The following is a 20,855-nucleotide window of genomic DNA, read 5'->3' as shown; positions in this document are numbered from 1 at the left end:
ATGCTGGCGCCGTCCGCGCTGATCGTGCTGGCCGGCACCACCACGGCCGGAACCTGTGCATCCACGCGCGCGGCCAGTTCCGCCAGCGTCGTCGCGGCGAACACGCTGCGCGCGTCGGTGGTGATGCCCTGCTGGCGCAACTGCTCGACCATGCCGATCGCCAGCAGCGAGTGACCGCCCAGCGCAAAGAAGTTGTCGTGCCGGCCCACTCGCACCACGCCCAACAAGCGGGCCCAGACGGCCGCCATCTTTTCTTCGCGCGAACCGATCGGCGCTTCGTAGAGGCTGCTGGCAAGAGCGCTGCCGTCAGGCTCGGGGAGTGCTTTGCGGTCGACCTTGCCGTTGGGCGTGAGGGGCAGTGCGTCCAGAAGCACCACGTGTGCCGGCACCATGTATTCGGGCAGCTGCTGCGCCAGCGCGGTGCGAAGCTGCGCGGCCGTGGGCGCGTGGCCCGGCTGCGGCACGACGTAGGCCGCCAGCCGCCTGTCGCCCGGCGTGTCTTCCCGCGCGAGCACCAGCGCTTCGCGCACCTCGGGTTGGGCGGCAAGCACCGCCTCGATCTCGCCCAACTCGATGCGGAATCCGCGAATCTTGACCTGGTGGTCGATGCGCCCCAGGTAATCCAGCGTTCCGTCGGGCAGATGGCGTGCGAGATCTCCTGTGCGATACATGCGCGCACCAGGCTCGGTGCCGAAAGGATTGGGGACGAAGCGCTCGGCCGTCAGATCCGGGCGACTCAGGTAGCCACGCGCCACCCCCGCCCCCGCCACGTACAACTCACCAGCCGCCCCCAAGGGTACCGGATTGAAATGCGCGTCGAGAAGATAGACCTGCGTGTTGCTGATGGGCCGACCGATCGGCACAGGCCCCGTCAGCTCTCGCGCGAGCGGCGCCCAGGTGGAATACGTCGTGCCTTCCGACGGGCCGTAGAGGTTGAAGATGCGCTCTACGCCGGTGCTGCGGTACAGCTGCTGCACCAACTGCAGGGCCAGTGCTTCCCCAGCGACATTGATCACCTTCACCGTCTTCGGGATCGACCCGCTACGCTCCAGTTCGGCAATGGCTGAAGGCACGGTGTTGATCAGCGTCAGCGGCGCGCGTGCGGCCGCCGAACCTTGCGCCAAAGCCAGCACGTTGGGTACCACCCACACGGTGCCGCCGCAGCCGAGCGGCGCGAACAGTTCGAACACGGAGAGGTCAAAGTTCAACGAGGTGCTGGCCAGTACATGGCGCAACCATTGCGCATCGAACACCTGATGCACCCAAGCCAGGAAAGCATTCGCGCTGCCGTGGCGAATGCCCACGCCCTTGGGCCGCCCAGTGGAGCCGGAGGTGTAGATCACATAGGCCAGGTTGTCTGGCCGGACGCCGGCGTCCAAGGGCTGTGTGGGCCAAGCTGCCAGTTCCAATGCTTGCGCGTCGAGGAAGAATGTGACGGCACCCTGCCCGAGCGAGTGTTGCAGACCGCTTTGGGTCAGCACCAGTCTCGGGCAGGCTTCGTCCAGGATGACGCGGATGCGCTCGGCCGGGTAGTTCGGGTCCAGCGGCAAATAGGCGCCGCCCGCCTTCAGGATGCCCAGCAAAGCCACGACCATCTCCAGGCCGCGGCCCACACAGAGCCCGACCAGCACCTCGGGGCCCACGCCTTGCGCACGCAAGTAGCGCGCGAGTTGATTGGCCCGCGCATCGAGCTCACCGTAGCTCAGCGCCTGCTCTTCGCACATCACCGCGACAGCCTCTGGTGTGCGGGCGGCCTGCTGCTCGAACCATTGCGTGATCGTTTGATCCTGCGCGTACGAAGTGGTCGTGGCGTTCCACTCGACCAGAACCTGGCGGCGCTCTTCGAGCGACAACAGCGGCAGCTCCATCACCGGAGTCTGCGGGGCGGCCACCATCTCTTGCATCAACTGCTCGAAGTGACGCGCGAGCTGCGCCATGCTGCGCGCCTCGAACAGATCACTGTCGTATTCCAGCGTGGCCTTCAGTCTCTCGCCCACGTCCGTGACGTTGAGCATGAGATCGAACTTGGACGTGCCGTTGTCCACCACCACTTCTTCCAGAATCAAGCCCGGCAGTCGCGCCTGCGCAGAGGGGGTGTTCTGCAACACCAGCATCGCCTGGAACAACGGTGCATGGCCACTGTGGCGTTCGGGCTTGAGCGCTTCCACCAAGCGTTCGAAGGGCAGGTCTTGATGGGCGTAGGCCGCGATCGCAGTTTGCTTCACGCGTTCGAGCAACGTCTCGAAGCTGTCGCCCCGGCGCTGCGCGATGCGCAACACCAGCGTGTTCGCAAAGAAGCCGATGAGACCTTCCGTCTGGCTGCGGCTGCGATTGGCCACCGCCGTGCCCAGGCTGACTTCGTCTTGCCCCGCGTAGCGCGCCAGCAGAGTGGCGAACCCTGCCGCCAGCGCCATGAACAAKGTAGCTTGCCGGCTGCGCACAAAGGCCTTGAGCTGACTTGTCAGTGCGGGCGCGATGTGCCAGTCATGCCTCGCGCCACGATGGCGCTGCACCAAAGGCCTTGGCCGATCAGTGGGCAGCGTCAACAGGCTGGGCGCGCCCGAAAGCTGCTGCGTCCAATAGTCCAGTTGCTTGTGCAGCGCCTCCCCTTGCAGCCATTGCCGCTGCCAGTGCGCGTAGTCGGCATACTGAATCGGCAGCGGCGCCAATGGCGAATCAAACCCGCCAACCCGACTCGCATACAGCGCCGACACCTCGCGCACCAGCACCCCCATCGACCACCCATCGGCCACGACGTGGTGCAAGGTCAGCAGCAGCACATGCTCCTCAGGCGCGCGCACCAGCAGCCGGCCTCGCACGACGGGCCCCTGCGCAAGATCGAACGGCGTCTGCGCTTCCGCGCGAATGCTCGCCGCCACATCGCCCCCCGCAATGTCTTCAAGCGGCAGCACGAGCGCCAGCTTCGCCTCGATGATCTGGCAAGGCTCGCCCTCGTCGCTCCTGCCGAAACGCGTGCGCAACGACTCGTGCCGTGCCACCACGTCATTCAGCGCACCTTCGAGCGCCGAATGATCCAGCCGCCCCAGCAACCTCACCGCCACCGCCACGTTGTACGCCGCGCTGCCAGCCTCGAACTGGTCCAGGAACCACAGGCGCTGCTGCGCAAACGACAGCGGCGCGCTCGACGCGTTCGCCGCCGGCCGCGCAGGAATGGTCTCGCCGCCCTCGCCCCCTTCGCCGCTTTCACCCAGCAGCCGGATGATCTGCGCCTTGTGCCGCTGCAGCAGCCCTTTCAACGTCGGCGTCATGAAGCCGGGCGGCGTACGGCAGCGCAGCTTCTCGCCGTCGGTCTCCAGCCGGATCGCGTGGCGGTTGAAGAAGTCGATCAGCTCATAGGCGGTCATCCCGAAAACCTTGCGTTCAGCGTGGACCGGTTTTACGGATGACATTGCGCGGGGTGAGCGCCTTGCCCGACACGAGAATGCACTCGTGCTGCGAGATGTCGAGGTTGGAGCCGTCGATGTTCTCCGAGTGTTCGCGGAAGGGGTAGACGACCGTGTCCGCGCGCGTGTAGCGGGCATTGATGGCCAAGCGGCGACGCGGCGTATGGTTTTCCGACGAGCCGTGCATGGTGCGCTCGCTGAACATCACGAACGAGCCCGCGTCCATGGGCAGGTCGACCACGTCCTGCCGGGTGTCGTCGAAGTCCAGCGTGACCGCGCCCACTTCGTTCTTCAGCCCGTTGATCAGCATGGCCTTGGCCTCGTCCAGCGTGATGCGCTCGCGGTCCACGTTCTTGAAGATGTGGTCGGTGCGAATGTCAAGCACCAGCGAGTTCGCATCGGCGCGTTCGATGAGCGTCTGCGCGCTGGACGTGTCCAGGAACGGGTCGTGCCAGAACTCGGACTGCACCAGCGGCTGCATCTCGATGGGGAAGCGGTGCGTGTGCGTGCCGCGCGCGAAGCGCACCGGGCCCATGTCCGGCGTCACGTCGTCCAGCGCCACCCAGACCGTGAGGTTCCAGATGCTGTTTTTCGCTTCGGGCGAAGGATGCAGCGCCGGGCGGTCATTGCCGATTTCCTCGCCGTTGAAAGCGCCCCATTCCTGGTGCCAGCCGAGCGACGCTTCACCGGGCCGCTTGAGGAAGATCTTGGAGCGCCACAGCAGCAGGTCGGGCCCGAGCACGCTGGCCACGGCCTCGATGATCTTCGGATGGCTCAGCAGCGCCAGGATGTCTTCGTCGAGCAGGTGCCAGTCGCGCACCGAGAACCGGCCGTACAGCGGTTGCTCGGCGTGCGAATCCAGCATGCGGTCCAGACGCGCGGCCACGCTGTCCAGCAGATCTCGCGGAACGCCGAGCGCCAAGGGCCCGACGAAGCCGTCGCGCCAGAAAATCTCGGGGGTGGACAGTGATGGTTTCAGCTGTGCGGACATAAGTTCGATGCCTCCGATTCGACCTTGTGGGTCATGGTTTGAAATTCCCTGGAAATCTGCGCCGTTTGATCACGGTCTGCTTGGGTCATCACACTTCGATGTCTTCATGGCCGGTGATGGCCGAGGTCAGCTCCAGCGGCGCATCGCCGTGGCGGTCGTCCCCGGCCCTGGCGCCGCCGACCATCGAGTACACCAGCCGGTGGCTCGCTTCGAGCGCGAAGAGCGGCGCGATCTGCACCACGTCCACCATGCCGATGCCGCACAGGCCCAGCGCCACCGGCGCGGCACAGGCCGTCATCAGTTGCGCCATGGCTCCGGCCTCGATGTGGCAGAACTCCATGCTCTTTTCGCCGTACAAGGGCTCGATGGCCGCAAGCTGGGCAACGAAGAAGATGGCGAAGGCGCCCTCTTCGAACACCGGGCCGCTGACGAAGCTGCCGTAGGCTTGCGCGGTCAGGGCACCCTGGCCCTCTTGCGAGGTGCGCACCAGAGTGTTGCGTTTCGGGTCGTGGTAGTACGCGCCGCCCTCCACGCCTTGCAGGCGGCCCGGCTTCACGTACACGTAGGTCTGCACGGCGTACAGCCCCCCGGCGGAGGGGTACATGTACTTGGGCTGGCCCTGCAAATCGCCCTCGCCCAGGCACCCCAGCAGTTGCGCAAACGCCTCCACCTTCACCGGCGCCTGCAGGAAGCGGCGCACCGAGCGGTGGGCCTGCAGGCGTTCGGCGCGGTCAGGGTCGAACGGCGCCGGCAAGGCCAGCGCCGGGGCAGACGCCTCGAAGCGCCGCAGCCCCGGCTGGCCGTCCTTGAATGCCTGCCGGGCCTCGGGGTCGAGGATGGCCGTTGCAGGCAATGGCGCCGGGGCCTGCACGGCCACACGCTGCGCGGCATGCACGATGGCGGTCTGCGCCTGGTGCTCGCGGAACATCTCGATCAGCTCGCGCAAGGTGGGCGTTGTCAGCAGCCGGGCCAGCGAGGCACGGAAGCCCAGCTCCGTCGACAGCGCATTGCCGATGCGCACGATGTCGATCGAGGTGGCGCCCAGGTTGAGCAGGTTGTCGGCGGCCACGATGTCCTGTTGCTTCAGGATGCCCTGTACGATCTCGACGATGCGCAGCTCCTGCGCACCGGCGGGCGCGAAGGCCGATTCGTCTTCGGCCTGCTCACCGTCCGCGCTGAAGGCCGGCAGCCGGCCCCGGTCGACCTTGCCGTTGGAAGACAGCGGCAATGCCGGCAGCAGCATGTAGAGGGCCGGCACCATGTACGGCGGCAGGCTGGCCGCCAGGAAGGCGCGCAACGTCTCACCCTGCGGTTGCGCGCCTTCGCCCGGCACCACGTAGGCGACCAGCCGCTTCTCGCCCAAGGCCTCGCCCACGGCATGCACGACGGCGGCTTGCACGTCGGCGTGGCGCGTCAGCGCGGCTTCGATCTCGCCGAGCTCGATGCGCAAGCCCTGCACCTTGACCTGCGTGTCTTCGCGGCCCAGGAACTCGATGCTGCCGTCCGGCAGGTAGTGGCCGAAATCCCCCGTGCGGTACAGGCGCTCGTTCGTCTGCGGATGCCGAATGAAGCTGGCTGCCGTGCGGGCCTCGTCGCGCCAGTAGCCCTGCGCCACGCCGGTACCGCCGATGTAGAGCTCGCCCGGCACCCACACGGGCCGTGGCCGCAGGGCATCGTCGAGCACGTGAAAACTCTGGTTGGCGAGCGGCTTGCCGTACGGAATGCTGCGCCAGTGCGGCCGCACCTCGTCGATCGGATGGAAGATGGACCAGATCGACGCCTCGGTCGCACCGCCCAGACTCACGATGCGCGCCGAAGGCAGCAGCGCACGCCAGCGCCGCGGCAGCCCGAGCGGAATCCAGTCGCCCGAGAGCATGGCCAGGCGCAGCGTTACGGGCACGACGCCGGGCCGGCCGTCGGCGTATTCGAGCAGCATGTCGAGCAGCGCCGGCACCGAGTTCCAGACCGTGACGCCGTGGACGGTGAGCGCCTCGGCCCAGCGCTCGGGGTTGCGCGACGCTTCGGGCGGCAGCATGACGACCGCGCCCCCGGCCGAGAAGGTGCCGAACAGGTCGTACACCGACAGGTCGAAACTCAGCGAGGAAACCGCCAGCACGCGGTCGTCGACACCGATGCCGAAGCGGCGGTTGATGTCGAGCACCGTGTTCACCGCGCCGCGATGGTCGATCATCACGCCCTTGGGCTCGCCGGTCGAGCCCGAGGTATAGATCACGTAGGCCAGGTCGGTGGTCGGGCCTGGCACCGGGAAAGATTCGGCCACGGACTGCGGCGGCTCGGTGGTGACCGCGATGCACTGCACGTCCGCCGGCCATTCCACGCGCTGCATCAGGTGCGGCTGCGTCAGGGCGATCTTTACGCCGGCGCGCCGAATGATGTGATGCAGCCGCTCGGTGGGCAGCGCCGGATCGAGCGGCAGGTAGGCCGCGCCGGCGTACAGCACGCCGAGCGTGGCCACCGCCTGCTCCCAGCCGCGCGCCATGACCACCGCCACCAGCTGGTTGGCGCCCGCGCCCTGCGCCTGCAGCCGCGCGCCCAGTTCGCCGGCCCGCGCACGCAGCTCGCCGTAGCTCAGCTCGCGCGCAGGGTCGATGACCGCGGTGCGTTGCGGTGCCCGCCGCGCCTGGCGGTCGAAGAGCATGTGCAGCGGCAGGTCTTCGGGCATGAACCCGTGGCCCGCATTGGCCGCCGCCTGCACGCTCGCGCTCCTGTCGGTGAGCAGCGCAGGCGTGGGGCGCTGCCACACGGCCTCGTCGCCAGCCAGCGAGGCGAGCCGCGCGCAGTAAGCCGCGAACATCTCGTCGAGCATGCCCTGCGGAAAGATCTCTTCGATCGCGTCCCAGTTGAAGAAGAGCGCGCCCGCGATCTCGCCCACCTGGTGGTCGAGCCAGACCTGGGGCGTCTGGCTGATGTGATAGATGACCTCGCTGAAGATCTCGCCGTTGTTCGCGCCGCCCTGTGCAACACCCGGTGCACCACCGTTGATGCCCGACGCTGCCCACGACTGGTTCTGGTTGGTCAGCGTGCTCGTGAAGATGACAGGCATGCTCGCCTGCTGCGCGCCCGTTTTCTGCGACAGCTCGCGCAGCACCTGGATGCCGCTCACGGCCGCGTGATCGATGTCGCGCCACAGCTGCGTCTGCAAGGCCTGCGCGTTGGACAGGAACGAGCCCGCGGCATCCGGCTGCGCCTGCAGCAGGATGAGCGAGGTGAAATCGCCCACGATGTCGTTCACCTGCGCATGCAGCGGCAGCCGGTTGAACAGCGTGAGGTTGATGGTGAAGCGCGGCCGCTTGCTCCAGGCCGCCAGCACTTCGGCGAACACCGCCATCAGCAGGGCCGACGGCGTGACGGCGGCCGCCTGCGCGCGGGCCTTCAGCCGCGACCAGTCGTCCGCAGCCACCGTGCCGCGGCGCCGCGTGAACTTGGGCTGCGCGATGCTCTCCGGCCGCCGCGCGAGCGGCAGCTCCGGCGCGGGCGCGAAATCGGCCAGCCGGTCGCGCCAGTAGCGCAAGGCGCGCTGGTACCAGTCGCTCGTCTTCAGCGCGCGCTCGGCCAGCACGTAGTCGCGGAAGCTCAGCCCGAGCGGCGGCAGCACCCGGTCTGGCTGCGCGTAGAGGCGCTCCAGTTCGGAGGCGATGATCTGGTTGCTCGTCGTGTCGCGCACCAGCGCGTCGGTGCTGACGTGCAGGATGCTCGTGTCGCCGGCCAACCGCGTGACGCGGAACTCGAACAGCGGCCAGACACCGGCGTCGAAGAGCTGGTGCGACAGCGCATCGCGCACCGCGAGAAGGCCGGCATCCACCACGTCCTGCGCCTGGCCGCGCAGATCGAGCAGCGGCACCACGTACGCGGGCACGTCCTGCAGCACGCGCTGGGTGCCGTCGTGGTCGAACACGGCACGCAGCATGCCGTGGCGCTGGATCAGGCGGTTCAGGGCTGTGGTGAAGCGCGGCACATCGAGCGCGGTCACGCGGATTTCCATGTAGGAATGCGCGCCCACGCCGCCCAGCGACAGCGCGTTGCCGCGCCCGATCCAGTACGCCTCCTGCACGTCATTGAGCGGGAACGGCAGGTGCGCGGAGGCGGCGTCGGACGCGAGCGAGGGGAACACGAACGACGCCTCGCCGCCCGAAGCCGTGTCCGTCAACCGGTCGAGCGCCGATGCCAGCTGATGCAGCACCGCGTTCTCGACCAGCACGGTGAGCGCGATGCGCATCGAGAAGCGCTTTTCGATGAGCTGGATCAGCTTCAGCGCGAGCAGCGAGTGGCCGCCCAGCACGAAGAAGTTGTCCTCCGCACCCACGGCCTCGCAGCGCAGGGCTTCGGCCCAGATCTCGGCCAGTGCCCGCTCGGTGGGGGTGCGCGGTGCCACGTAGGCATCGCGGCGCAGGTCCTCGCCCGGTGCGGGCAAGGCGCGGCGGTCGACCTTGCCGGTGGGCGTGAGCGGCAGCGACTCGAGCAGCATGAACCGCGCGGGCACCATGTAGGCCGGCAGGCGCGCGCGGCAGTGCTCGGCCAGTGCGCGTTCGGTCGGTGGCGCCGAGGCCAGCGCGAGCCGGTGCAGCGCTTGCAGGCTGTCGAGTGCGGCGTAGGCATCGGCCGCATCCATCCAGTCAATCAGGCAGCCGAACTCGGTGACGCCCGCGTTCTGCAGCGCACGCACGATGGGCAGGCAGCTTTGCGGCGTGCCGATGAGCGCGGCCGTGCGTGAGTAGCGCTGGAACGCGTACTCCAGCACGTCGTCGATTTCCTGCTGCGTGGGCGCGCGGTCCGCGTCCTTCACGTTCTTCATGAGCGGGCGCCACAACTCCACGTGGGCGCGCAGGTAGCGGATGAACGCCGGCTTGGCGCGCGCGAGCGTGGCGCCGTAGTCCTCGCCGACGAAGGTGTGGACCATCAGGGTGACGCGGCGGCTGCGCGGGTCGTGGCCGTGCGCGACCAATGACTCACGGTACAGCGCGATGTTCTCGGCCAGCTTCTCGGTGGTCTGGCCGAGCATGTGCGTCAGCAGGTGGGCGCCGATGGCGCCCGCGTGCTTGAAGGTCTCGGGGTTGCCCGCCGCCGTGATCCACAACGGCAGTTCCGCCTGCACGGGCTGCGGGAAGGTGCGCACGTCGGACATGCCGCCGGCACCGTCAGGCAGCGAAACGGATTCGCCGCGCCACAGCCGCCTGAGCGTCTGGATGCCCTCCTGCATCACCTGGCGGCGCGCCTCGAAGCGCTCGGGCGCGAGCACGAAGTCGCGCGCATGCCAGCCGCTGGCAATCGCCATGCCCACGCGCCCGTGCGACAGGCGGTCCACCACCGCCCATTCCTCGGCCACGCGCAGAGGGTTGTGCAGCGGCAGCACCACGCTGCCCGCGCGCAGCTGCACGTGGCGCGTGGCCGTGGCGAGCGCGGCGTTGAGCACGGAAGGGTTGGGATACAGGTTGCCCACCGCATCGAAATGCCGCTCGGGCGTCCACACGGCTTCGAAGCCGTTGCGGTCGGCGAACTGCGCCGACTTCAGATAGAAGTCGTAGTCGCTCTCGCCCGCCTGCGCCTCGGCGCCGAAGTAGAAAAGACTGAAGCCGGTTTTCGCTTCGACCGGTACGTGTGCGGTGGTGCCGTCGTGCGGCACCACGTAGGCCGCAAGCCGCGCATCGCCGTTGCCGTCGGGGTGGATGGCAACGACGGCTTCGCGCACGCCGGGTACCGCCTTGAGCACGGTCTCGATCTCGCCGAGTTCGATCCGAAAGCCGCGCACCTTCACCTGCTGGTCGAGCCGGCCAAGCACCGTGATGCGGCCGTCGCGCTCGCGGCGCCCGACATCGCCCGTGCGGTAGAAGCGCTGGCCCTGGGCATCGGTGCCGAATGCCGCGGCGCTCAGCTCGGGCGCGTTCCAGTAGCCGAGTGCCACGTGCGCGCACCGGATGATGATCTCGCCGCTCTGGTACGCGTGCGACCGGGCTTGCGGATGGCCGAGCGCGATGGCGGTGCCGGCGATGGGCAGCCCGACGGGCGGCGGCCGCAGGCCCGTTTCGCCATGTTGGATGAACTGCTGCAGCGCGAGCGTGGATTCGGTCGGGCCATAGCCGTTGACGAGCACGCAGCCCGCCGGAAACACGGCGTCGAAAAGCGTCAGATCGGCCCGCGTGACCGGCTCGCCACCCAACACGGCCAGACGCAGGGCCGGCGCCTCGAGCACCCGCGCCATGCCGAACAGATGGCGGTACAGCGTGGGGGTGGAGTGGTAGACCGACACGCCCTCTTCCTCGATGCGCCGCACGATGGCCTCGGGCGAAGCACCGCGCGGATCGACAATGAGCAGGCGCGCGCCGTTCAGCAGCGCGCCGAAGATGTCCATCACCGCCGCATCGAAGCTGTACGAGGCCAGCAGGCACAGCGTGTCGTCAGCGCCCAGGCGCAGGTTGTTGGTGTACTGCCGGCTGAAGTGCAGCGCGTTGCGATGGCTTTGCATCACCCCCTTGGGCTGACCGGTGGAGCCGGAGGTGAAGAGCACGTAGGCGATGTCATCGGGCTGCGCCTTGACTGGTGCGCCGACCGTGGCGGGCGCGCGCAGTTGGTCGATGTCGATGATGCGCACGGAGCGCCCGCCCGCGCGCGGCCCCACCGCCGCCACGAGCTCCTCGGCCAGCCGCAGCGTGCGGGTGTCGGCCAGCAGGCAGTCGGCTTGTGCGTCTTCCAGCATGAAGCGCAGGCGCGCGATCGGGTAGCCGGGGTCGAGTGGCACATAGGCCTGCCCTGCCTTCAACGCCCCGAGCATGGCCACGACCATGTGCGCGTCGTGCTCGAACAGCAGCGCGATGCGCGATGGCGCTGCGCCGGTGGCGCGCTCGCGCGCCTCGCCAGCCAGCGCGGATGCGACGGCATGGGCGGCGGCGTCCAGATCGCGATAGCTCAGCGCGCGCGTCGCATCGCTCACGGCCACGCGCTGCGCATGGCGTACGACCTGCGACTCGAAGCGCGCCGCGATGGTTTGCTCGATGTCTTCTTCGCTGAATGCGTCCGATGCATCGCGCAGGCGGCCGGCCGGCAGCGGCAGCGGCTCGACATGCCGCTCCTCGACCTCGAACAGCGCCACCGCGGACAGGGGTTGAGCCGCCACCGCGGCGATCTGCCCGAGCAGGTGCGCCAGCGCGTCGCCCAGGTATTCCACCGTCTGCGCCTCGAAGCAGGCCGTCCGGTAGTGGCAATCGATGTCCAGGCCTTGCGCATGCTCGCCGATGTAGAAGTTCAGGTCGAACTTCATTTCCTGCGCCAGCGTGCGATGCGACGGCACCTGCGCCGGCACGGCATCGCCCATCTCCTCGAAATTCAGCAGGTTGAGGAACACGGGCGATGCGGGCAAACGGCTGCCCTCGGCCACGACGCCCAGCTCGTTGAGCAGCAGCTCCAGCGGATAGCTCTGGTGGCGCAGGGCCTGCAGCGTCCGGTCGCGCACGCGCCGCAGCAGCGCGGCAAAGGGCTCGTGCGCATCGACGTGGTTGCGCAGCAGGATGGCGTTCGAGAAATTGCCGACCACGTTTTCGAAGTCCGCGTGCGGGCGCCCCGACACCGGCGAGCCGACGATCAGGTCGTCCTGCCCCGTGATGCGATTCAGCCACAGGAGCAGCGATGCCAGCAGCACGTGGAAGAGCGTCGATTGCTCGGCCAGCGCCAGGCGGCGCAGCGACTGCACGGTCTGCGCGGGAATGCGCAGGCGGTAGGCCGCGCCGGCATCGTGCGTGTGGTGACCCGGCGGCGTGTCGTACGGCAGGTTCATGCGCGGCAGTTCGCCGCCCAGCTCGGCATGCCAGAACGCCCGGCTGCCGTCCGCGTCGCCCTGGAGTTCCTCGTTCTGCCATGCGGCAAAGTCGACATAACGCGCGGCCGGCACGGGTGGCAGACGGCGCGCCGCACCGCCAGCACCACCACCACCACCGTCGAGCAAAGTCACGGCCTCGCGCCTGAGGATGGCGAGCGAGGGGCCATCCACGATGATGTGGTGCATGTTCCACAGCAGCACCGCGCGGTCGTCCCAGGTCGAGACGAAGGTGGCCCTGCACAGCGGACCGTGTTCGAGGTCGAACGGCCGCACGGCGTCCTGGCGCTCGAGCGCGTCGAACGCCTCTGGGGACGCGGCTTGCGCTGTCTGCAGGTCGAAGGCCAGCGACGGACGGATGACCTGCACCGGCGCATCGTCGCCCGGCGAGAACACGGTGCGCAGCGAGGCGTGGCGCGCGGCCAGGGCATTCAGCGCCTCGCGCACCTGCGCGGCGTTCACACCGGCCGGCAGGTCGATCACCGCGGGCTGGTGGTACGCGGTGCTGTTCGGGCGCAATTGCTGGACCAGCCACAGGCGCAACTGCGCATGCGCCAGCGGATAGGCCGGCCTGTCGGGCAGGATCGGAATCGGCCGGTGCGCAGCCGTGCGCACGCCCTCGATCCATTCGCCGAGCTGCGCGATGGTGGGTCGCGAAAAAAGCATGGCCAGCGGCACGCGGGCCCGCAGGCGCTCGTGCATCTTCGCGATCAGGCGCATCGCCAGGAAGGAATGCCCGCCGAGCTCGAAGAAGTTGTCGAGGATGCCCACCTGCGCGGCCCCGAGCACCTCGGCCCAGATGGCGACGAGTTCCTTTTCCACGGCCGTGCGCGCGGGAGCATGGGGTGCGTTCGTCGACGGCAACTCGGGCGCAGGCAAGGCCCGACGATCGACCTTGGCGCTGGCGTTCAGCGGCAGTGCCTTCAGGTGCACGATGGCAGCAGGCACCATGTACTCGGGCAGGCGCAGCAACAGCCGCGCGCGAAGCTCTGCGTCGTCAGGGAGCTGCATGCCGTCTTTTGCGACGACATAGGCAACGAGCCGCTTGTCGCCCGGGCGGTCTTCGCGCACCTGCGCGGTGGCCTCGGTGAGCTCCGGCATGGCATTGAGCGCCGCCTCGATTTCGCCCAGCTCGATGCGAAAGCCGCGCAGCTTGACCTGGTCATCGGTGCGGCCCTTGTACTGGATGTTGCCGTCGGGCAGGTAGCACGCCAGGTCGCCCGAGCGGTACATGCGCTCACCGGGCGCAGGCGCGAACGGATCGGGCACGAAGCGTTCGGCCGTCAGCGCCGCACGGTTCAGGTAGCCGCGCGCCAGGCAGGCACCTGCGATGTACAGCTCGCCCACCACGCCCATCGCCACCGGCTCGAGCCGGTCGTCGAGCAGGTAGATGCGCACATTGGGAAGGGGCCGGCCGATCGGCGGCGTGACGGGCCACGTGGCGGGGTCGCCCTGCAGCAGGAACCGGGTGACGACGTGCGTCTCGGTGGGGCCGTACTGGTTGTCGACGGCTGTTTCGCCTGCACCGCTGCCCCCGCGCACGCAGCCTGCCAGCGCATCGCTCACCACCAGTTGTTCGCCGGCGGTGACGATCTCTGCAAGTTGGTGCACATGGCCGATGGCCCCTGCCACCGGCATCGCGCACATCTGCTGCAGCACCGCGTTCGGAACGAACACGCGGTCGATGGCCTGGTCGGCGATGAACTGGCGCAGCTCGCCCATGTCGCGGTGGCGGCTTGCATCGATGAGCACAAGCGTGTCGCCGCCGCACAGGGTGGACAGGATTTCCTGGAACGACACGTCGAAGCTCAGCGCGGCGAACTGCAGGACCTTGCGTGGGCCTTGCAACGGGCTCTGGTTGCCCGCCCGGTGGGTCAGTTGCCAGGCGATGAGGTTGTGCAGTGCGCCGATTGTCATGGCCACGCCCTTAGGCGTGCCGGTGGAACCGGAGGTGTAGAGCACATAGGCCAGATGCCCGGGAGCGCTCTGCGCAACGGGGTTCGTCTGCGCGCAGATGGCCAGCTCCCCGCTTGCGCCATCGACCGGGAACACGGGAATCGGCAAGCCGCGCGTGCCGGCCAGGGCCTGTGTCACGCGGTCCACCAGCGCATTCACCGTCAGCAGCAGCGCAGGCCGCGCGTCGTCCAGCATCGACGCGAGGCGCTGCACGGGCAACGACAGATCCAGCGGCATGCAGGCGGCGCCGGCCTTCAGCACCGCCAGCACCATCACGACCATCTCGGGCGAGCGCTCGGCCGCAATGCCCACCAGCACGTCCGGGCCGGCGCCCTGTGCGCGCAGGCAATGGGCAAGGCGGTTCGCGCGCGCATTGAGTTCGCCGTAGCGCAGTTCGAGGCCGTTGAACGCCACCGCGGTGACGTCGCTGCGTTCGCGTGCCTGCCGCTCGAAAAGCTGCACGAGTGCGCTGTCCTGCGGATGGCGCACGGCCGTGTCGTTCCAGGTCTGCAGCAGTTGGGTGAGTTCGGCGGGCGACAACATCGGCAGTTCGCCGACGAGAGTGCTCTCGTCCTCGCTCACGGCTTCGAGCAGGCGGACGTAGTGCGCCGCCATGCGCGCGATCGTTGCGGCGTCGAACAGGTCGGTGGCATATTCGAAGCCCAGCGCCAGCGTGCCGTCTTCTTCCATCGCGTTGACGAGCAGGTCGAACTTCGCTGTGGCGCCGTCGCCGGCCAGCGGCTGCAGCACCAGGCCGGGCACGTGCATGGCGCCCAGCGGCGCGTTCTGCAGCGCCAGCATCACCTGGAACAACGGGTGGTGGCCGGTGTGGCGCTCGGGCTTGAGTTCGTCGACCAGTTGCTCGAACGGAATGTCCTGGTGCGCGTAGGCCGCCAGGGTCGTCTGACGCACGTCGTGCAGCAGCGCTGCAAAGCTGGCGCGCGGGTCGATGCGGCTGCGCAGCACCAGCGTGTTGACGAAGAAGCCGATCAGCCCTTCGGTCTCGCTGCGGGTGCGGTGCGCGATGGGCGTGCCGATGGCCAGATCGTCCTGACCGCTGTAGCGCCATAGCAGCACATTCAGCGCGGCGGTCAGCGTCATGAACAGCGTGGTGCCCGAGCGTTGGCCGAGCTTGTGCAGCGCCGAGATCGCGCCAGCCGGCAGCCGCATGGCGAAGGTGGCGCCGCGATGGCTCTGCACCGAGGGGCGCGGCCGGTCGGTGGGCAGCGCCAGCAGCCGCGGCAGGCCTTGCAGCGCCTGCTTCCAGTGCGAAAGCTGGTGCGCCGGCGCGTCGCTTTGCAGCCATTCGCGCTCCCAGTGCGCGTAGTCGGGGTATTGAATGGCCAGGGGCGGCAGCGCGGCCTCCCTGCCCTCGCACTCGGCCGCATAGAGCGCGGACATCTCGCGCAGCAGCACGCCGAGCGACCAGCCGTCGGCCACGATGTGGTGCACCGTGAGCAGCAGCACGTGGTCTTCGTGATCGCACGTGAGCAGCCGCGCGCGCAGCAGGGGCGCACGGGCCAGGTCGAACGCCAGTGCGGCTTCGGCCAGGGCCCTGTCGCGCAGCGCACGCTCTCGCTGTGCCGCATCGAGGCTGCTCAGGTCTTCCTGCGGGACGTCGATGTGCACGTGCGGCTGGACCACCTGCTCGGGCTCGCCCTGGCGGGCGGCAAAGGTGGTGCGCAAGGCTTCATGGCGCTGCACCACGTGGTTCAGGGCGCATTGGAGTGCCCCAGCGTCCAGGCGGCCTGTGAGTCGCAGGGCGAGTGGAATGTTGTAGAGCGCGCTGCCGGGCTCGAACTGGTCGAGGAACCACAGGCGCTTTTGGGCGAAAGACAGGCTCAGCGGACCTTGGCGCGCGATCGGGACCAGGGGCAAGGCGGGTCGCGAGAGGCCCGCTTCTTCCTGGCGTTGAACGTCGATGCGTGCAGCCAGCGCCGAGAGCGTCGGCGCTTCGAACAGTGTGCGCAGCGGCAGGTCAATGCCGAGTTGGCTGCGAATCTGCGACACGGTCTGGGTGGCGATCAACGAATGGCCACCCAGGTCGAAGAAATGATCTTGCGCGCCGACGCGTTCTACATGCAGCGTCTGTGCCCAGATGCTGGCCAGGATCTCTTGCGTTGGCGTGTTCGGGGCGATGTAGGTCGTGGGATCCGACACCGACTGCGGCACCGGCAGCGCCTTCCGGTCGACCTTGCCATTGGGCGTGAGCGGCAGTGCGTCCAGAAGCACCACGTGTGCCGGCACCATGTAGTCGGGCAGCCGCTGCGCCAGCGCGGTGCGAAGCCGCGCGGCCGTTGGCGCGTGGCCCGGCTGCGCCACCACATAGGCTGCCAGTCGCTTGTCGCCCGGCGTGTCTTCTCGCGCGAGCACGAGCGCTTCGCGCACCTCGGGCTGGGCGGCAAGCACGGCTTCGATCTCGCCCAGCTCGATGCGAAATCCGCGAATCTTGACTTGGTGATCGACGCGGCCCAGATAGTCGAGCGTGCCGTCGCGCAGATGGCGAGCAAGGTCACCTGTGCGGTACATGCGCGCACCCGGCTCGGTGCCGAAGGGGTTGGGAATGAAGCGCTCGGCGGTCAGATCAGGCCGGCCCAGGTAGCCACGCGCCAGCCCTGCCCCCGCCACATACAGCTCACCGGCGACGCCCACAGGCACCGGATTCAGATGCGCATCGAGCAGGTAGCACGCGAGGTCGGACAACGGGCGCCCAATGCACCCCTGCGCGGCAGCGGCCTCGTCCTGCCGCAGGGCATGCCATGTCACATGCACCGTGGTCTCGGTGATGCCGTACATGTTCGTCAGGCGCGGCTGCGCATCGCCGTGCTTGTCGAACCACGGCGCCAGCGCCGCACGGTTCAGCGCCTCGCCACCGAAGATCACGTGCCTGAGCGCCAGCGGCGCCGCCCGCCCTTGCTCGGCCTGGACCAGTTGCTGGAAAGCCGACGGTGTCTGGTTGAGCACCGTCACCTGCTCCCGCACCAGCAGTTCGAGAAAACGCTCGGGGCTTTGCGTGACCAGACGCGGAACGACCACGAGGCGCCCGCCATGCAACAACGCGCCCCAGATTTCCCACACCGAGAAATCGAAGGCACAGGAATGGAACAAGGTCCACACGTCGGCGGCGCCGAAACCGAAGAAGGCGTCGGTGGCGGCCAGCAGCCGCGTGACGTTGCCGTGCGTCAGCTGGGCGCCCTTGGGCCGCCCGGTGGAGCCGGAGGTGTAGATCACGTAGGCCAGGTGGTCGGGCCGGACATCCACGTCCACGGCATGCGCGGGCCACGCAGCCAGCTCCGGTGCTTGCGCGTCGAGGCAGAACGTGGGGATGCCTTGTGCAGGCAGAGCTTCTTGCAGCCCGCTTTGCGTGAGCACCAGCCTCGGGCGGGCTTCTTCCAGGATGAGGCGGATGCGCTCGGGCGGGTAGCTCAGGTCCAGCGGCAGGTAGGCTGCGCCTGCTTTCAGAACGCCCAGCAGCGCCACCACCATCTCCAGCCCGCGCTCCAGGCACAGCCCGACCAGCACCTCGGGGCCCACGCCTTGCGCGTGCAGGCAATGCGCGAGCTGGTTGGCACGTGCGTCGAGTGCGCTGTAACTCAGAGCCTCTCCTTCGAACACCACCGCCACGGCTTCGGGCGTGCGGGCGGCCTGCTGCGCGAACCATTGCGTGAGCGTGCGCTCCGGCATGCGGTGCTCGGCCGTGGCGTTGCCATCCACCAGAAGCTGCTGGCGCTCTTCGGACGACAGCATCGGCAGCGCCGTCACGGGCGCCTGCGGGGCGGCCAGCATCGATTGCAGCAGGTGTTCGAAGTGGCGCGCCAGCTGGGTGATGCTTGGCGCTTCGAACAGATCGCAGTCGTATTCCAGCGTGGCCTTCAGGCCCTGCGCTTCGTCCGTGTCCACCACGTTCAGCACGAGGTCGAACTTGGACGTGCCGTTGTCGACCGCCACCTCTTGCAGCGTCAACCCCGGCAGTTGCGTCCGGGCCGCGGGGGTGTTCTGCAGTACAAGCATGGCCTGGAACAGCGGTGCATGGCCGCCGTGGCGCTCGGGCTTGAGCGCTTCCACCAAGCGTTCGAAGGGCAGATCCTGATGCGCATACGCTGCGATCGCGGTTTGCTTCACGCGATCCAGAAGCGTCTCGAAGCTGTCACCCTTCTGCTGTGCGATGCGCAACACCAGCGTGTTCGCAAAGAAGCCGATAAGCCCTTCGGTCTGGCTGCGACTGCGATTGGCCACCGCCGTGCCAAGGCTGACTTCGTCCTGTCCCGCATAGCGCGACAGCAGCGTGGAAAACCCCGCCGCCAGTGTCATGAACAAGGTGGCTTGCCGGCTGCGCGCGAAGGCCTTGAGTTGATGCGCAAGCGCCGGCGCGATGTGCCAGTCGTGGCACGCGCCGCGATGGCGCTGCACGAGCGGGCGTGGCTTGTCGGTGGGCAGTGTCAGCAAGCTCGGGGCGCCTGAGAGCTGCTGCGTCCAGTAGTCCAGTTGCTTGTGCAGCGCGTCACCTTGCAGCCATTGCCGCTGCCAGTGCGCGTAGTCGGCGTACTGGATCGGCAGCGGTGCCAATGGCGAATCACGGCCTTCGATCCGGCTCGCGTACAGCGCCGAGACCTCGCGAGCCAGCACGCCCATCGACCAGCCGTCGGCCACGATGTGATGCAAGGTCAGCAGCAGAACGTGCTCCTGCGGCTGAAGCCTCAGCAGTTGGGCGCGCAGCAAGGGGCCTCGTTCGAGGTCGAAAGGGGCCTGCGCTTCGTTCGACGAGCGCTGCGACACCTCGGCCTCGCCGATGTCCTGCACCGGCAGCGAGAGCGCCAGGTGCGCCAGGATCACTTGTTCGGCCTGACCGCCTGCATTGCGGAAAACGGTGCGCAGCGCCTCGTGCCGGCGAACCACCTCGTTGAGCGACCACGCGAGCGCCGCTGGATCAAGCTGGCCTTGCAGTTTGACCGCGCCCGCGATGTTGTAGAGCGCGCTGCCAGGTTCGAACTGGTCGAGGAACCACAGGCGCTGCTGGGCGAAGGACAGGCTCAGCGGCCCCTGGCGCTCGATGGGCGCCAGCGGCGCGTCGGACGCGGCAAGGCCTGCTTCTTCCTGGCGCTGGACATCGATGCGTGCCGCAAGCATTGCCAGCGTGGGGGACTCGAACAACGTGCGCAGCGGCAGGTCGATGCCGAGTTGGTTTCGGATCTGCGCGATGGTCTGCGTCGCAATGAGCGAATGGCCGCCCAGGTCGAAGAAATGATCGTGGGCGCCGACACGCTCCACGTGCAGCGTCTGCACCCAGATGCCGGCAAGGATCTCCTGCGTTGGCGTGCCCGGGGCGATATAGGTCGCGGGGTCGGACACCGACTGCGGCATCGGCAACGCCTTGCGGTCGACCTTGCCGTTGGGCGTGAGTGGCAACGCATCCAGGAGCACGACATGTGCCGGCACCATGTAGTCGGGCAAGCGCTGCGCCAGCGCTGCGCGGAGCTGCGGCGGTGAAGGCGTCTGGCCCGGCTGCGGCACGACATAAGCGACCAGCCGTTTGTCGCCCGGTGTGTCTTCTCGCGCCAGAACCAGCGCTTCGCGCACCTCGGGTTGCGCGCCAAGCACTGCTTCGATTTCGCCCAGCTCGATGCGGAACCCGCGGATCTTGACTTGATGATCGACGCGGCCCAGATAGTCGAGCGTGCCGTCCGGCAGATGACGGGCAAGGTCGCCCGTGCGGTACATGCGCGCACCCGGCTCGGTGCTGAAGGGATGAGGGATGAAGCGCTCGGCCGTCAGATCCGGGCGGCTCAGGTAGCCACGCGCCAGCCCTGCTCCCGCCACGTACAGCTCCCCGGCCACGCCCAAGGGCACCGGATTGAAATGCGCGTCGAGCAGGTAGACCTGTGTGTTGGCGATGGGGCGGCCAATGGGCACAGGCCCCGTCATCCCGTGCGCAAGCGACGCCCAGGTCGAATAAGTGGTGTCTTCCGAGGGACCGTAGAGATTGAAGATGTGCTCCACGCCGGTACTGCGATACAGCTGCCGCACCAGTTGCAAGGCCAAGGCCTCGCCGGCCACGTTGATCACCTTCACGCTCTCGGGGATCGCCCCGCTGCGCTCCAGTTCGGCGATGGCCGAAGGGACGGTATTGACGAGCGTCAGAGGCGCACGTGCGGCCGCCGAACCTTGCGCCAAAGCCAGCACGTTGGGTACCACCCACACGGTGCCGCCGCAACTCAATGGCGCGAACAGCTCGAACACCGAGAGGTCGAAATTCAACGAGGTGCTGGCCAGCACATGGCGCAGCCACTGCGCATCGAACACCTCGTGCACCCAGGCCAGGAAGGCGCTGGCACTGCCGTGGCGGATGCCCACGCCCTTGGGCCGCCCGGTAGAGCCCGAGGTGTAGATCACGTAAGCCAGATTCTCTGGATGAACGCCTGCTTCCAGCGGGTGTGTGGGCCAGGCGGCCAATTCATCGGCTTGCGCGTCCAGACAGAACGTGGGTGTTTCCTGGCCTGGCAGATGCTGCAGTTCGCTGTGGGTGAGCACCAGTCTCGGGCAGGCCTCTTCCAGAATGATGCGGATGCGCTCGGCGGGGTAGTTCGGGTCCAGCGGCAGATAGGCTCCGCCCGCCTTCAGGATGCCCAGCAAAGCCACGACCATCTCCAGGCCGCGGCCCACACAGGCCGCGGCCCACACA

At 68.2% G+C, this 20,855-nt stretch carries 3 protein-coding genes; all 3 read right to left on the bottom strand.

Annotated elements, in window-relative coordinates; all coding sequences use genetic code 11:
* The coding region (locus AC1DXX_RS29855) for an amino acid adenylation domain-containing protein (protein ID WP_478137820.1) at positions 1–3,365 on the bottom strand (3,365 nt) is incomplete at its 3' end.
* 16 nt (positions 3,366–3,381) lie between these two features.
* Positions 3,382–4,395 carry a phytanoyl-CoA dioxygenase family protein gene (locus AC1DXX_RS29850; RefSeq protein ID WP_478137819.1) on the bottom strand — a complete coding sequence of 338 codons (1,014 nt, stop codon included), beginning with the start codon at positions 4,393–4,395 and terminating at the stop codon, positions 3,382–3,384.
* 88 nt (positions 4,396–4,483) lie between these two features.
* A complete protein-coding gene (locus AC1DXX_RS29845; protein WP_478137818.1) occupies positions 4,484–20,836 on the bottom strand; it encodes an amino acid adenylation domain-containing protein in 16,353 nt (5,450 codons plus the stop codon).
* Between the last annotated feature and the right edge of the window lie 19 nt (positions 20,837–20,855).

The sequence above is a fragment of the Variovorax sp. P4_B10 genome (assembly GCF_056402375.1).
Note: the sequence above shows the minus strand (reverse complement) of the source record. Positions and strands in the feature narration are given on the sequence as shown.